This window comes from Parasphingorhabdus sp., assembly GCF_048269915.1.
Classification (GTDB): domain Bacteria; phylum Pseudomonadota; class Alphaproteobacteria; order Sphingomonadales; family Sphingomonadaceae; genus Parasphingorhabdus.
In genome coordinates this window covers 93,300-107,536 of the sequence record NZ_JBLWTY010000001.1, presented here as the reverse complement: position 1 = coordinate 107,536, position 14,237 = coordinate 93,300, and the positions used below count along the sequence as shown (strand labels likewise).

General features: G+C 57.7%; 15 protein-coding genes. 8 read left to right on the top strand and 7 right to left on the bottom strand.

Going from position 1 to position 14,237, the window contains the following annotated elements; translation table 11 throughout:
• Positions 1-15: 15 nt before the first annotated feature.
• Positions 16-396 carry a Rieske (2Fe-2S) protein gene (locus ACN0WX_RS00480; protein ID WP_417620303.1) on the bottom strand — a complete coding sequence of 127 codons (381 nt, stop codon included), beginning with the start codon at positions 394-396 and terminating at the stop codon, positions 16-18.
• 361 nt (positions 397-757) lie between these two features.
• On the opposite strand from ACN0WX_RS00480, the gene ACN0WX_RS00475 reads away from it, so the two are divergent.
• The gene (locus ACN0WX_RS00475; RefSeq protein WP_417620301.1) at positions 758-1,408 is read left to right on the top strand and encodes a TetR/AcrR family transcriptional regulator; all 651 of its coding nucleotides are present in this window, start codon (positions 758-760) and stop codon (positions 1,406-1,408) included.
• Here the strand turns inward: ACN0WX_RS00475 and ACN0WX_RS00470 are convergent.
• The 3 genes from ACN0WX_RS00470 to ACN0WX_RS00460 are packed head-to-tail and all read right to left on the bottom strand — an operon-like array spanning position 1,405 to position 3,163.
• Positions 1,405-2,274 carry an HpcH/HpaI aldolase/citrate lyase family protein gene (locus tag ACN0WX_RS00470; protein ID WP_417620299.1) on the bottom strand — a complete coding sequence of 290 codons (870 nt, stop codon included), beginning with the start codon at positions 2,272-2,274 and terminating at the stop codon, positions 1,405-1,407. The two genes, ACN0WX_RS00475 and ACN0WX_RS00470, sit on opposite strands and share 4 nt — an antisense overlap.
• Positions 2,271-2,732 carry a MaoC family dehydratase gene (locus ACN0WX_RS00465; RefSeq protein WP_417620297.1) on the bottom strand — a complete coding sequence of 154 codons (462 nt, stop codon included), beginning with the start codon at positions 2,730-2,732 and terminating at the stop codon, positions 2,271-2,273. The genes ACN0WX_RS00470 and ACN0WX_RS00465 overlap by 4 nt, the downstream gene beginning before the upstream one ends.
• Before the next feature lie 2 nt (positions 2,733-2,734).
• A complete protein-coding gene (locus ACN0WX_RS00460) occupies positions 2,735-3,163 on the bottom strand; it encodes a (2Fe-2S) ferredoxin domain-containing protein (protein WP_417620295.1) in 429 nt (142 codons plus the stop codon).
• Between the two features lie 165 nt (positions 3,164-3,328).
• Here ACN0WX_RS00460 and ACN0WX_RS00455 point away from each other — a divergent pair, with 165 nt between their 5' ends.
• The 7 genes from ACN0WX_RS00455 (at position 3,329) to ACN0WX_RS00425 (ending at position 10,614) form a co-directional block, all read left to right on the top strand.
• On the top strand, positions 3,329-4,468 hold the full coding sequence (locus ACN0WX_RS00455) for a CaiB/BaiF CoA transferase family protein (protein WP_417620293.1): 1,140 nt from the start codon (positions 3,329-3,331) through the stop codon (positions 4,466-4,468).
• 420 nt (positions 4,469-4,888) lie between these two features.
• Positions 4,889-6,355, top strand: coding sequence for an aldehyde dehydrogenase family protein (locus ACN0WX_RS00450; protein WP_417620291.1), 1,467 nt, complete (start codon positions 4,889-4,891; stop codon positions 6,353-6,355).
• A 56-nt stretch (positions 6,356-6,411) separates the two neighbouring features.
• Positions 6,412-7,638: a cytochrome P450 gene (locus tag ACN0WX_RS00445; protein ID WP_417620289.1), complete on the top strand. Its 1,227-nt coding sequence runs from the start codon at positions 6,412-6,414 to the stop codon at positions 7,636-7,638.
• Between the two features lie 38 nt (positions 7,639-7,676).
• On the top strand, positions 7,677-8,009 hold the full coding sequence (locus ACN0WX_RS00440) for a hypothetical protein (RefSeq protein ID WP_417620287.1): 333 nt from the start codon (positions 7,677-7,679) through the stop codon (positions 8,007-8,009).
• A gap of 19 nt (positions 8,010-8,028) precedes the next feature.
• The gene (locus tag ACN0WX_RS00435) at positions 8,029-9,213 is read left to right on the top strand and encodes a thiolase family protein (RefSeq protein WP_417620285.1); all 1,185 of its coding nucleotides are present in this window, start codon (positions 8,029-8,031) and stop codon (positions 9,211-9,213) included.
• Positions 9,210-9,632: a Zn-ribbon domain-containing OB-fold protein gene (locus ACN0WX_RS00430; protein WP_417620283.1), complete on the top strand. Its 423-nt coding sequence runs from the start codon at positions 9,210-9,212 to the stop codon at positions 9,630-9,632. The genes ACN0WX_RS00435 and ACN0WX_RS00430 overlap by 4 nt, the downstream gene beginning before the upstream one ends.
• A gap of 19 nt (positions 9,633-9,651) precedes the next feature.
• Positions 9,652-10,614, top strand: coding sequence for an alpha/beta hydrolase (locus ACN0WX_RS00425; protein WP_417621174.1), 963 nt, complete (start codon positions 9,652-9,654; stop codon positions 10,612-10,614).
• Between the two features lie 11 nt (positions 10,615-10,625).
• On the opposite strand, the gene ACN0WX_RS00420 is transcribed toward ACN0WX_RS00425, so the two are convergent.
• The 3 genes from ACN0WX_RS00420 to ACN0WX_RS00410 are packed head-to-tail and all read right to left on the bottom strand — an operon-like array spanning position 10,626 to position 14,225.
• A complete protein-coding gene (locus ACN0WX_RS00420; protein ID WP_417620281.1) occupies positions 10,626-11,375 on the bottom strand; it encodes an SDR family oxidoreductase in 750 nt (249 codons plus the stop codon).
• A gap of 40 nt (positions 11,376-11,415) precedes the next feature.
• A complete protein-coding gene (locus tag ACN0WX_RS00415) occupies positions 11,416-13,002 on the bottom strand; it encodes an AMP-binding protein (protein ID WP_417620280.1) in 1,587 nt (528 codons plus the stop codon).
• On the bottom strand, positions 12,999-14,225 hold the full coding sequence (locus ACN0WX_RS00410) for an acyl-CoA dehydrogenase family protein (RefSeq protein ID WP_417620278.1): 1,227 nt from the start codon (positions 14,223-14,225) through the stop codon (positions 12,999-13,001). Before ACN0WX_RS00410 ends, ACN0WX_RS00415 begins: the two co-directional genes overlap by 4 nt.
• Positions 14,226-14,237: the final 12 nt, after the last annotated feature.

Below are 14,237 nucleotides of genomic sequence, written 5' to 3'. Positions count from 1 at the left end.
GAAATAGCCGCGCATTTATTCCTCGCCGGTTTCCGCCGTTATCAGTTGTCCATCGGTGATAACGATGGGCCAGGGTAGCAAGCTCTCACCGACGCAAGGTCCATCGACACAAACGCCGTCGTCCAGTCTGAACATTGCTCCGTGCCAGCTGCACGAAACGAACATCCCATCCGGCGAAACTGAATTGTCAATCTTCCGGGCAAGCTGTCCACCGGCATGCGGACAGCGATCAACATAACCACGGATAACATCGCCGCGCCGCAGGACGAAACCGCAAAATCGTGTATCGTCAACTTTGAGACGAAAGTTCTTGCCTCCATTGTCAGGAATGTCGTCAACGCTGCACAAAGGAATTCCGGCAGGCGTGCTCAGGGCGGGTGGCGGTAGTTTGTTCATATTTTGCCTTGGTCAGCGTTGGAAAACTGCATTGCCAGCGACGATGTCGACAATCGTTGCCAGGCACGCGCGCTTGTAGTTCACTTGAATTTTTGTCGGCGATCGCATGGCTAGGGCTGTAGCGGCGCTGATCGCCAATTTCAATACCTTGTTAGTTGAACAATAAGAAACTATGATAATTTCTGGAGATGATATCATTCGGCAGCAGCTATGGTATTGCTACACATGGCTTGCGATGCCATTATTGATGGTAAGGACAACCAAGGGGATTTGATTTCGCGCGACTGAAAGAGCTTTCCGCAGGACAATTTCATTATTTGCGGCGCAATTAGTTCTCCAGCTATATAAGGATAGGGGCAAAATGAGTAAAACGGCCAAGAAACCTGCACGCAGAACACAGACAGAAAGGCGTGCCGAATCCGGCGAGCGGATGCTGAATGCAGCCGAAGAGCTCTTTGCTGAACAGGGTTTGATGAAGACCACGTTGCTCGATATCGGGCGCCGGGCTGGATATAGCGGCGGCCTTGCAACGCATCGTTTCGGTTCTAAACTCGGACTGGTGGAGGCGTTGGTCGAGCGATACAAGGCGATCGTAAAGCAGAAATATCTGACCGCCGATGAGAACGGTGTCGTGCATCCGGTTGTCTGGCGGGTATTCGTGGAGCGCTATTTTAGCCGTCAGGAAGCCGAAAACATCGGTCGCAAGGCAATGAACGTGCTGATGGGCGAATCGCTCGGGCAACTGAAAGAAGCTTCAGACATTTTTGCAGAATATAACCGCTGGTTCACCGATATCGTGGAGGCCACGATTGTCGAAAGCCAGCGGCAGGGCGAGCTTAATCCCAAACTGAATGCGCATGAAACGGCGATGGGTATTGTTGCGGGTCTGCGTGGAGTGATGCTGCTTTGGCAGTCGGACCCGGACTATTTCCAACTCCCAATACTTGCAGCCGTGTTCAAGCGGAGCATCGAGTTTACCGCTACCGATATTGCCGTCGAGGCCGAAAGCTAGGAGCGATTTAGCCCAAGCAGGGCGCGTGCGCGGGTGAGATGTGGGGCGTCGATCATCTCGCCTTCGAGCTCCAGCACTCCGGCTCCTGGATTGCGATCGAAAAGCGCAACGATATCTTGCGCGAGTTTGAGTTCGTCATCCGTTGGTGTGAACGCTTCATTGATAATTGCGACCTGATCCGGATGGATTGCCAATTTTCCGACAAATCCGTCTCTTCGTGCAAGGTTGCATGATCTACGGAGTCCGGCCGGGTCACGAAAATTGGTGAAGACGGCATCGATCGGGAGTGTCCCGGCGGCGCTGGCTCCGAATAGAGTAAGCGAGCGGACTAGCCGGTAGGGATCGAGCCAATCGCCAGCGCCATTCTTGTTTTGATTCGCCCCTATGGCCGTCGCCAGATCTTCTCCGCCCCATGTCAAACCGGCTAGCCGCGATGAACATCCGGCATAGTCACCAAGGCGGAAAACCGCTTTCGGCGTCTCGGTTACTATCGGCAAAATTTCGGTCGCCCCCTTCGAGATTCCGTGCTCGGCTTCTAGCGCAGTCAGATAGTGGTCGAGCAGCCGGATATCCTCGGGGCCTTCGGTCTTGGGTAGGACAATGCCGTTGGGCTGGCCTGGCATGGCCGCTCTCAGGTCCAGCAAGGCATCGGCTGTATCTAGGGCGTTGATCCGGACCCATGTGCCGGAGCTTCGGTCGAAGGTATCGGTTGTCAGATGACTGGCGACAAGCGCTCTGGCAGTGGGCTTTTGACCCTTCGCGACAGCATCTTCCAGGTCCAGAATCACTATATCGGCTGTGGTGTCGGCACTTTTGGCGAGTTTCCGCTCGCTGTCACCGGGGACGAAGAGAAGCGATCGCATCATGCTGACTTAGGGCGACGCAACATCAGCGCCGATCGCTCGCAAGTCCCGACCAGTTCGTCATGTTGATTGAAACAGCGATGTTCGAAGATCACTATCCCGTTGTCTGGGCGCGATTTACTGTCACGCAGTTCAAGCACCTCGGTTTCGACATGGACGGTGTCGCCATGGAATAGCGGTTTGGGAAATCTGACCCGGTCCCAGCCGAGATTGGCGACTGTTGTGCCGAGCGTTGTATCGCCCACCGAAATGCCGACCATGAGGGCGAGTGTGAAGGTGCTGTTGATAATTCTCTGTCCGAACTCGGATTGGGTACGACAATATTCGGCATCGAGATGCAGGGCGGCAGGATTGTGGGAAAGCGCCGATATCAGCACATTGTCCATTTCCGTCAGAGTACGGCGGATGGCATGCAGAAAGCACTGGCCGACATGGAATTCCTCGAAGTACAGGCCCGCCATATCTATTCTCCCGAAGCTGCTTGCGGCATTTGGTCGGTACGGCAGCCGGACGGTGGATGGTTGCCGATGCAATATTCCTCGACGATGCGGCCACCGATCAGATGTTCCTGAATAATCCGGTCAATGACGGGCGGCGTGCAATTACGATACCAGACGCCATCGGGATAAACGACGGCGACCGGGCCGGCGACGCAGACTTGCAGGCAATTGGCTTTCGTTCTGAGGACGCCGGCGCGGCCATATAACCCGGCCTTTAGAAGTGCGCGTTTCAGATGGTCCCACGAAGCGATGCTGACGTCCTTGTCACAGCATTTGGCATTGGTCTGGTCTGCGCACAGGAAAATGTGGCGCTGCAGAGTTTCGACACCGAGATTGCGCACGATGGCTTTGGCATTGACCGCAAAATCGATTGAGGTGGTTTGGTCGGTCATGAGTTGCCTTTTTGCAATATGGAAAGGTGCTGCGTTCCTCAGTCGCCTTTCTGTGTGAATTTGATGAACTAACAAAACCACACAACAAAGTTGCTTGTCAACCAACAAAAAACATGTAGTTCTTTTTTGTGGAATTACAAAAATGCCGATCTGGAAAGGAATATTGTGACTGAATCAAAGCCATCAGGGGCCGTATTGAGCGGAATCAGAGTTTTGGATGCCACCGATTGGGTTAGTGGACCGGCCGCCGGTCTGGCTCTCGCTCAACTAGGCGCGGATGTCGTCAAGATCGAACGTCCGGAACGTGGAGACCCGTTCCGCAATTTCGGGCTGGGCCATCAAGGCGTCAGCGCATTCTGGACGAACATAAATCACGGCAAGCGCAGCGTTATGCTCAATCTGCGCGAGGAGAAGGGACTGGCAAGTTTCCGAGAGCTGGCCAGCGCGGCCGATATTCTTATCCAGAACTGGCGTCCGGGTAAGGCGGAGGCGATGGGGCTTGGCGACGAAGCGCTGGCAGCAGTAAACTCACGGTTGATCAGAGTTGCGATAACCGGTTTCGGACCCACGGGGCCGCTTGCCAAATCTCCGGCCTTTGATGGGATATTGCAGGCCCGCAGCGGTATTGCGGCGGCGCAGGGGCGCGGAGGGCGGCCAGACGGCGTAGCCATGTATCTGATCGACAAGCTGACGGCAGTCTATTCGACCCAGGCCATACTCGCGGCGCTGATCGAGCGCGGGACAGACGGCCCCGGCTGCCGTATCGATGTCGCGATGCTCGACGTCGCCGCTCATTTCAACTTCCCGGATTTGTTCCAAGATCGTACATTCATGGACTCCGCCGTCCGGCTAGCGCCGAACCGTTCACCGGTTATCTGCACGGCTGATGGCCATATCGTTGTAGTCCCTGTCAGCGGCAAGCAGATTGGACTTACCTGCGAAGCGGTCGGCCATCCTGAATGGATTTCGATGCTGAAGGCGATTCGGGATCCAAGCGTATTGATCGATACGCTTTATGAACGGCTGGAAACCGTGACGGGCCAGATGACGACTGCCGAGGCGCTTTCCCGCTTTGCGGAGAAAGATGTGCCGGCAGCACCCGTGCTCGACCAGGACGCGCATCTTGTTGATGCTCAGGTGCAGCATAATGGCACCTATTTCATCAGCGAGGACGCTGCGCTTGGGCCGATCCGGAGGGTCCACTATCCGGCCTTGTTCGATGGAAAGCGGCTGGATCCACCGATGCTCGCCCCGACCGCGGGGCAGCATAATGAAGATGTATTCGCGGACTGGCTGAAGAGCTGATTTCCTATCTGGTGTGGACTGCGAGCGGATATGACTGGATCCTGAGAATGAATATTGTTCCGGAGAAGCAATTTCAAGGAAGATGCAGTCTAAGTTGCTACGGTCCGGACACTGACAGCCGAGACCCGCCGGGCGCATCAAACAAGGTTCGCTGGGTCGAACAGGGTGGGCATGGCATCGGTCCCCTAGCAGTCGGCCGCGCCGGGTTGGAGGGTGAGGAGGGCACAACGGGCCTTCTTGAGATTCGTACACCGGACGGTTGGAAAGTGTCTTGTGTCAAAAATGTAATGGCGTTCGCATTCATAATATATTTTATGCTTGACCAATAAGAACATGTCGCGTTAGGTGGCGTTCAACCTCGATTACCGCACGTTGGATCATGTGCGTGACGCAGGTTGAGGCGCACCACGGGAGTTGGAATTGAAGAAATATCTTAACATGATCGGCGGCAGGTCAGTCGAGGGATCGACGGGCGAATGGATAGAAGCCATCGACCCGTCGCGTGGTACGCCATTTGCCCTTGTGCCGCATGGCACCGTCGATGATTTGAATGCTGCCGTCGATGCTGCGCGATTGGCTTTTGAAACCGGGCCCTGGCCTAAAATCTCGGATGCAGACCGGGCCCGCCTCCTCCGGCGTCTTGCTGAACTTCTGGAAAAAAATATCAAGGAATTCATTGAGCTGGAAGTCCGTGACAATGGGCGTTCGATGAAGGAAACTCAAGGAGGCTTCCTGCCGAGTGTCGCTGAAACCATCTATTTCTATGCGGGTCTGGCCGATAAGATTCATGGCGAGACAATCCGGATTTCGCCGGATAGCCTGAATTATACAATCCCCGAGCCGCTCGGTGTTGTTGGTCTGATCATACCGTATAATGCGCCGCTGACTGTACTGGCGACCAAATTATGTGCTGCGCTTGCGGCGGGTAATACGGCGGTGGTGAAGCCATCTGAACATGCCGCCTGTACCAGTTTGCGATTTGCCGAACTAGCACGCGATGCTGGTTTCCCGGATGGCGTAATCAACGTGGTGGCCGGATTCGGCCATGATGTCGGGGCTGCGCTTGTTTCGCATCCGGCTGTTCCGAAGATCGCGCTGACGGGCTCGGGGGCGACCGCGCAAGTCGTGTCGGCTTCCGCCGCGCCGCATCTCAAGCAACTTCAGTTCGAGCTTGGTGGCAAATCTCCCCATGTGATCTTTGAAGATGCCGATCTTGCTGCGGCTGTCCCCGAGGCTGTGCGTGGAGTCATGACGGGTTCGGCCGGCCAGTCCTGCATCGCCGGCTCGCGCATCCTCATCCAGCGATCAATCTATAAAGAGGCGGTTGAAGCGATGTTGCGCGAGGCGCGAACGCTGAAAATAGGCGATCCCTTTGATATGGAAACTGATCTCGGTCCGCTTTCCTTCGCCGCCCAGTTCGACAAGGTGCAGAGTTTCGTTGCCAAGGGCGACGTGCCGGGTGCGGAGCTGCTGATGGGTGGCAAAGTCGCCGCTGAACGCTTCGCCGATGGATCTCCTTTGCGTGGCGGCTATTTCTACGAGCCGACCTTTTTTGCCTGTGAAAGCAATGGCCTCCAAATCGCCCGGGAAGAGGTGTTCGGACCAGTCGGCGCATTCATCCCTTTCGATACTGAGGAGGAGGCGCTTCAGATTGCCAACGACAGTGATTTTGGCTTGGCGGCAGGTGTCTGGAGCAACGACATCAAGCGTGCGCTGCGGTTCGTACAGAAGGTTCAAGCTGGTCAGGTCTGGGTGAATTGTTTCCGTCGTACCCATTGGGCCTTCCCTGTCGGGGGGTTCAAGAAGAGTGGTTACGGTAAGGATTTCGGTGTCGATGCACTCAAGGAATATCAGCAGACCAAGATGGCGTACGTGCAACTGACCTAGCCAGTTGAATATCAATGGCGGCGGCGGTTGCCGGCGTATTTCGAAGTGAGGTTCCTATGACTATGGATGTGAAGAATATCGATTCCTTCCCGATCGCTCGGGATCTAAAGAAATGCCCCTATGATCCGCCTGCGGAATATGCAGCTCTGCGTCATGAGGATCCGGTCCATCCGATTACTCTTTGGAGCGGGAACCGGGCATGGTTGCTGACCGGTTATGATGACTGCAAGTCCGTGCTGACCGATACGCGCTTTAGCGCGGTGCCGACGAGGCAAGGTTATCCCGCTCTTTCACCCGGCCATCTGAAGCAGGCTGTTGAGGATACATTTGTTCGCATGGACCCTCCCGAACACACGCGCATCCGCAGGATGTTTGTGCGGGAATTTCTCCCGGGCAAGATGGAGAAAATGCGTCCGGATATCGAGCGCGTCACTAATAGGCTTCTCGATCGCGTTATCGAAAGAGGGCCACCTGTCGATATGCTCAGCTCTTTCTCGGGTATTTTTCCGGCCTCGATCATGTGTCTGCTACTGGATGCGCCGCTCGAAGACATGGATTTCTTCAAGACTCGCACCGAGATTCAGTTCCGGTTTGATTCCACGCCCGAGCAAGTCGAGCAGGCGGCGAATGAAATGCTCGCTTATGTGAAGGACCTGTTCATCAAACGGTCGAAAAATCCCGGCGAGGACATCATAAGCCGCGTTGCGGTGGAGCATGTCGCCAAGGGCGATATCGAACTTGATGTGGCGGTCCAGAATATCCGGCGCATACTTGAAGCCGGGCACGAGACGACGGCCAACCAGATCGCGCTGTCGATCCTGCTGCTGATCGACAGCTATCCCGAGCAATGGGCAATGCTTGCCGAAAAGCCGGAGCTGGCGCGCAGTGCTACCGAGGAACTATTGCGCTATCTCACGGTCGCTCACCGGATTCCGCGGCGCGTTGCGATTGAGGATGTGGAACTGCGAGGCAAGACGATAAAGGCTGGTGAGGGCATATTGCCGCTCATCGCCTCGGCCAATCGCGACGAAACGAGCTTTCCGGATCCCGACCGGCTCGATATCACCCGCGAGCCGCGCGAGCATGTAGCCTTTAGCTGGGGCATCCATCAGTGCCTTGGGCAAACACTTGCCCGTGTCGAGATGCAATCCGCGTTCAGCATTTTGCCGAAGCGCTTCCCGGACCTACGCCTCAATGTGCCGCTTGCTGAAATCGAGTTCGATGAGTCGATGCTCGCTTATGGCATCCGTTCGCTGCCCGTCACATGGACAAACGCTCGATAGAGACGGTCCGTTTTCTTCAACCTACAGGAGCTTCCTTGATGACCGATTATTATTTCGTGGTACAGACCAACGCGGTTGAAGGCCATGAGCAGGAGTTCAGCGACTGGTACACCAATGATCATCTGAATGATGTTCTTTCGGTTCCGGGAATAGTTGCCGCGCAGCGTTTCGAGCTTTCCGGTGTCCGCAACATGGCCGAGGGGCTCGACAAACCGTTTCAGTTTCTCGCCATTTACGAAATTGAAGGCGACTTCGAAGACGCCTTCGTCGCGCTGACCAAGGCGCGCCAGAATTGGCATCTCAGCGAATATATGGCCGAAAATAAGCTGACCTGCGTCTACAAGCCGATCACCGAGCGGCGCACAAGTTGACCGGGTAGGGCGGCGGGCAATGAGCAGCCATCCCTATTCCGATGTTGTTATTGCCGCCGGTTACAATACCGAGCAGGCGAAAAGGCTCGACGGACATAATTCGCTTTCGATCACCGTCGAGGCCGCGCTTGGTGTGCTCGATATGGCGGGCGTGTCCGCAGATCAGATTGATGCTGTTTATGGCACCAATGCAACGCTCGGGCCGGGATCGCTCCAGCTTGCGCATGCGCTAGGCGTTGCTCCCGTACGCGCTGCCGGAGCGGATCGCGGCATTGCGACGCTGATCGATGCAATCAATGGCGTTGCTGCGGGCGTTTACAAGATGGTACTCGTGGCCGGGGGAGATGCCGGCCTGCATCTCGACCGGGCGAGTACAGCGCCCTGGACGCGGCCCGCGCACGAATTTGTTGCGCCGTTCGGCCTCTATACGGCTGCGGAGTTCGCGCTGATCGCCCGCCGCCACATGGCAGTCTACGGGACGACCCCCGAACAGCTGGCGACTGTCGCGGCGACGATTCGCAATCATGGCAGCACCAACCCCGAGGCGGTATTCTATGGGAAGGGACCGTTCACGCCCGATGATGTTCTTGCTTCGCGCATGGTGGCGGATCCGTTCCACCTGCTCGACTGCTCGATGACGTCCGAAGGCGGCGCTGCGATGTTGATCACGACCGAGGACCGCGCAAAGGATTTCAAACTCGCGCCGGTATACGTTCACGGCGCGGAATCGGACGCCTTTGGCCCCAGCTACCAGATCGCACCAAGCTGGGATCTGTCCTCGCGCGTCTCCGGCGATGTTCCCAACGGTTATATCGGGCGGCGCGCGGCGAGGCGGTCGTTCGAGCTTGCCGGGCTGACGCCGGCAGATGTCGATATCTGCGAATTCTACGATCCTTTCTCGTTCGAAATTATCCGCCAGTTCGAGGCCTTCGAATTCTGCAAGCCGGGTGAGGGCGGCGATTTCGTGGCGAGCGGCGCGATTGCGCTGGACGGCCGCTATCCGACGACCACCGATGGCGGAACCATGGCCTATGCGCATAGCGGCTGGGTCCAGCAGATTCAGCGGGTGATTCGGGGCATACACCAAATCCAGGGCATCTGCGCCGCCAATCAGATTGCCGATGTGGACGTTGCGATGTGTAGCTGCGGCGGCGCGGGAGCCTTGTACAACGAGGTTATGCTGCTCGGGAGAGAACGCCCATGACGATCCTGTTGCCGCAGACGGGAGAAATTCCCAAGCCGCAGCCGTCGATGCTGTCGCGGCCCTATTGGGAAGGGTGCGTGCGCGGCGAACTGCTGATCCAGCGATGTGCGTCCTGCGACCGGAGCATGCCGGCACCGGCCCCTGTCTGCCGCTGGTGCCTGACGCCGACCCTCGTTTGGAAGGCCAGTGCCGGCGAAGGCGTGGTATACAGCTATTCGATTGTCTGGCGTCCGCAAACACCCGCCTTTGTGACGCCCTATGTGCCAGCGATCGTCGAACTGCGCGAGGGCGTTCAAATTCTTTCGAACATTATCGGCTGCGAACCGGATGACGTCCATGTCGGAATGGCTGTTGCGGTGGAATTCCATCCGATTGGCGATGGAGCCGTGCTTCCCTATTTCCGGCCGACCGCTCAATAATCGAGGAGACTGAAACGTGATGGATCTTGAACCATGGTGTAGTCGCGAGCCGCGACCTTATCAGAACACTGACGTCGACAATCCCGGCTATGCGAAGCTTCGGGCTGCGCTCGAAGCTCGGCTTGCCAAGCCCGAAACGACGCTGGCCGAACTCCGCGCCTTTTTCGAAGACGGTGTCGAACGGATGCCTTCGCCCGAAGACATAGCAATTGAAGACGTGGACGATGCAGGTGTCAGGGGAACCTGGTACCGGCCACGGTACAAGAAGACGAACCGCGTCATCCTCCATTTCCATGGTGGAGGCTTTGCCATGGGATCGAGCCGTTCGGTGCGCCCGTTATCGGCCAATATCGTTCGGGCTTCGAGCGTCGCATCCTTCGCGCTCGACTATCGGCTGGCACCGGAGCACCCATGCCCCGCCCAGATTCACGACGCCGCCGAGGCTTATGCCTGGCTTCTATCTCAAAACTATCGGCCGGAAGATGTCGTGTTTGCGGGAGATTCAGCCGGCGGAGGGCTTGTCGTTTCCGCGCTTGTCGAGGTGCGGGAACGGGGTTTGCCGATGCCGGCAGGTGCGGTCTGTATTTCGCCTTGGACGGACATGACGCTGACCGCACAGTCACTGGTCGAAAATGACCGTTATGATCCGCAATTTGCCAACTGGTTCATCGCGAGCATGGCCGAGCGCTATCTTGGTGACATGCCCGCCAGCGATCCGCAGGCATCGCCGGTCTTCGCTGATCTGACGGGGCTTCCGCCGCTGTTGATTCAAGTAGGGGCGGTCGAGGCATTGCTCGATGATTCCCTCAAACTGGCAGAAGCGGCAGAAGGGGCTGGCGTCGACGTCACGCTTGAATGCTGGGATCAGATGATCCATGTCTGGCACCAATATGCGCCGCGCCTGACGGGGGCGGTTGTCGCACTGGATAGGATCGCGGAATGGCTGGACCAGCTCTGGGAGCGTCAGGTCGAACCGGCCTGACGCTGCGGCGTCTAGAAGAAAAGAATGTCGCCAGCCGATACACCTCCATCGGCGATGAAATCGGCGCCCGTCGAAAAGCTTGATTCCTCGGACGCGAGGAAGACGACCATGTTGGAAATCTCGTCCGGTCGGCCAACACGCTGGATCGGCCGGCCCTTCCACATCTCCTCGTCATGAACATCTACCTTGGCGAGCATCGGCGTGTCGATCGGGCCCGGGCAAATTACGTTGACGCGAATCTTGTCGCGCCCCAGCTCGAGCGCTGCCACGCGGGAGAGACCGCGCACACCCCATTTGGCGGCACAATAGGCGCCCGTTGTTGTGAACCCCTGAAGCCCTGAGACGGAGGACAGGTTGATGATCGAACCGCCCCCAGCTTCCTTCATGGCTGGTGCGATCACCTTGATGCCCAGCATCGTCCCGGTGAGGCTGACGCCGAGTACGGCCTGGAATTTGTCTAGGTCTTGTCCGACGATCGGCTGATGACAGGTAATACCGGCATTGTTCACAAGGACCGTGGGCAGCCCGAAAGTCTCCTTCGTGGCGGTGAGCGCGTCTTGCCAAGATTCCTCACTGGTCACATCGAGATGCTGGTAGATGGCGTTGTCGCCGATCTCTTCGGCGAGGGCTTCTCCGGCTTCGTCCTGGATATCGCCGATCATGACCTTGCCGCCCTCGGCAACGATACGGCGCGCGTGGCTCGCGCCCTGGCCGGTCGATCCACCGGTTATTATTGCGATTTTTCCTTCAAGGCGGCTCATAGGGTTTCTCCAAAAATTCTGATGCTGGTGGATTGTCTCGTCATTTGCAGTTGGCTTCGACCAATTCGCCTGCACGTTTGCGCAGTGCTGCCTTGGCTACCTTGTCGAGTGTGCCGCGTGGCAGGGTATCGACGAGGAAAATATGCCGCGGGCATTTGAAGTCGGCCAGATGCTCCTCGCATGCGGCGCGCACGGCTTCGCAGACATCCTCGCCGGGGCGTTCGGGGACAACAAAGGCGACCGGAATTTCCTGCAGCATCCTGTGCGGCCCAGCGACCACCGCCGATTCCAGTACACCGGGAGTACGGGAGATGACGCGCTCTACCTCAAGCGAAGCGACATTCTCGCCGCCGACCTTGATGACGTCTTTTTCGCGTTCCATGAACGTGATCGAGCCGTCCTCGTTCAGTGCGACGCGGTCGCCAGTTTCGAACCAGCCATCCTCGTGCCAAGCAGCAGCCGTCGCCTCTGGTTCGTCAAGATATTCGAGTGCGGTCGAGACGCCTTGCACACCTTTGATCTCGAGTAGTCCCGTTCCGGGACCGTCGAGCGGCTGGCCGTCCTCGTCGCTGAGGATGCGCAGGCCGTATTCGATCGCCGGAAAGCCGATGGCACCAGACGGGCACGGAAGGTCGGGATCGGAAACGATGCCATGCGTCACGGTCTCGGTCATGCCCCACCAGCCGACCATTGGGATGCCGCTATGGCGCCGCCATGCTTCAATGTTCGCGCCATTCCCGAAGTAGCGAAAGCTGTGATCGGGCGGAACGGGCACGCCAAGCAATGCCTTTATCCCGAACCATGTAATCGAACACCATGTCGCTTTTTCCTCGACCGCGATCGGCCAGAACCGGCTAGTCGAAAAACGCGGCATGAGGATGACGGTCGCGCCTACCCAGAGCGAGGCGAGCACGGAATAGCTTTGCGCGTTGGTGTGAAACAGCGGAAGCAATGTCAGATGCCGGTCGTCGGATATGAGTTTTTCATGCCCCGATGAAATCTTGCCACCCCAAAGCAGGTTGGCGTGCGTCCAGACTACGCCTTTTGGCCGCGACGTCGTGCCGGAGGTGAACTGTACCATCGCCGGATCGTCGGGCGCGATTTCCGGGATTTGGGGATCGCTTTCTGATGCCAGCAGCGCGCTGAAATGTTCGGCAGGTATCACGGCGGCAGGCAATGGCTGTTCGTCCACGACGATCAGCTGCGCGACATTGGTCTCCGGTGTGATAGCTGCGGACACCGTATCCAGCGAATGTGGCTGGGTAATCACCGCGACCGCTTTCGATTTGGTGAGGAAATAAGCGAGTTCGCTGGCCGAGCTGCGGCTATTGATCGCAACCGTGACGGCTCCGATCGAGGCTAGCGCGAACCATGACAGCAGGAATTCGGGCCGATTGTCGAGGAACAGGCACACGGCAGCGCCCTTGGCGATACCGCGATCCTGAAAGCCGCGCGCAACCTTGTCCACATCGGCGAGGAGCTCGGCATAGGTCCATCTTCGGCGACCGCCTTCAAGATCGCGCCAGATCAGCGCGTCCTTGTCGCAGCTCTCCTGCGCCCGCGTTTCGAGCAGCCAGCGAAAATTCCGGCCGACGAACAGGCTGGTCGATGCGTCCGCGGCGATCAAAGCGGCAGACCCCCTGTCGCCGAAGCGGTCGTGCCGTGTTCCTGATAGGCTTTGATCAGGTTCTTCGCGACCTTCCATTTATGAACCTCGTCCGCGCCATCGGCAAAACGCGCCCAGCGCGCCTGCTTCAGCATTTCGCCGAGCGGGGTATCGGTTGAGTAGCCGAGCGCGCCATGCACCTGGATTGCGCGGTCGATGACGTTCCACAACGTCGTCGCGACGAAGTATTTCGCCATCGAAATCTCGTGCTGATAGGGCTGGCCGCTATCGAGTTTATACGAAGCGTGGAGCACCATCAGCTTGCACTGGTAAAGCGCGATCCCCGACTCCGAAATAAGCCACTGGATGCCCTGTTTGTCGGAAAGCAGGCTGCCATGACTGTAACGGTTGAGCGCGCGATCGACCATCATGTCCAGCGCCTGTTCGGTTTGGCCGATCCAACGCATGCAATGGCCCAGTCGCCCGGCGCCGAGCCGTGCTTGGCTGAGCTTCTGGCCACCGCCGCGTTCGCCCAGGAGTGCATCCTTGGGCAGTCGCAAGTCTGTGATCCGGATTTCGCAATGATTGTGCTTACCGGCCATGGTGTCGACACTACGGACGACCTCCCAGCCATCGCTGGGAATATCGACGATGAAAGCTGAGTTAGCGGCTTGTGGTACTTCGGGATTATCTTCCGTCCGGGCCATCAGGATCGCAAATTTTGCTCCCAAGGCGTTAGAAATAAACCATTTATGTCCATTCACCACCCATTCGTCGCCGTCGAGAACGGCGCGCGTCTGGGTAAGCGAAGGGTCAGAGCCGGCGACTTCGGGTTCCGTCATGGCGAAGCAGGACCGGATGCGTCCTTCGCAAAGCGGCTTCAGATATTTTTCCTGCTGTTCGGGCGTTCCGAATTTGAGCAATGTGTGCTGATTGCCTTCATCGGGGGCCTGGCAGTTCATCACGAACGGACCGATCGACGTCCGCCCGGCTTCCGTCGAGAAGGCGGCGAGTTCGGTATTCGTCAGGCCCATGCCACCCCATTCAGGCGGCATATGCGGCAGCCAGAGGCTGCGTTCCTTGGCTTGGCGGCGGAGGTCGACAATCACGCGTTTCCAGGTTTCGCGATCGGGTGTTCCCTTCGCGCGCGCGGCCTCGTCTGCCGGACGGACGACATTGTCGATGAACTCGCGGACGCGGTCACGGACTGCCTCCACCTCGGGTGGGAATGTGAAATCTATCATCTGCTTCTCTCT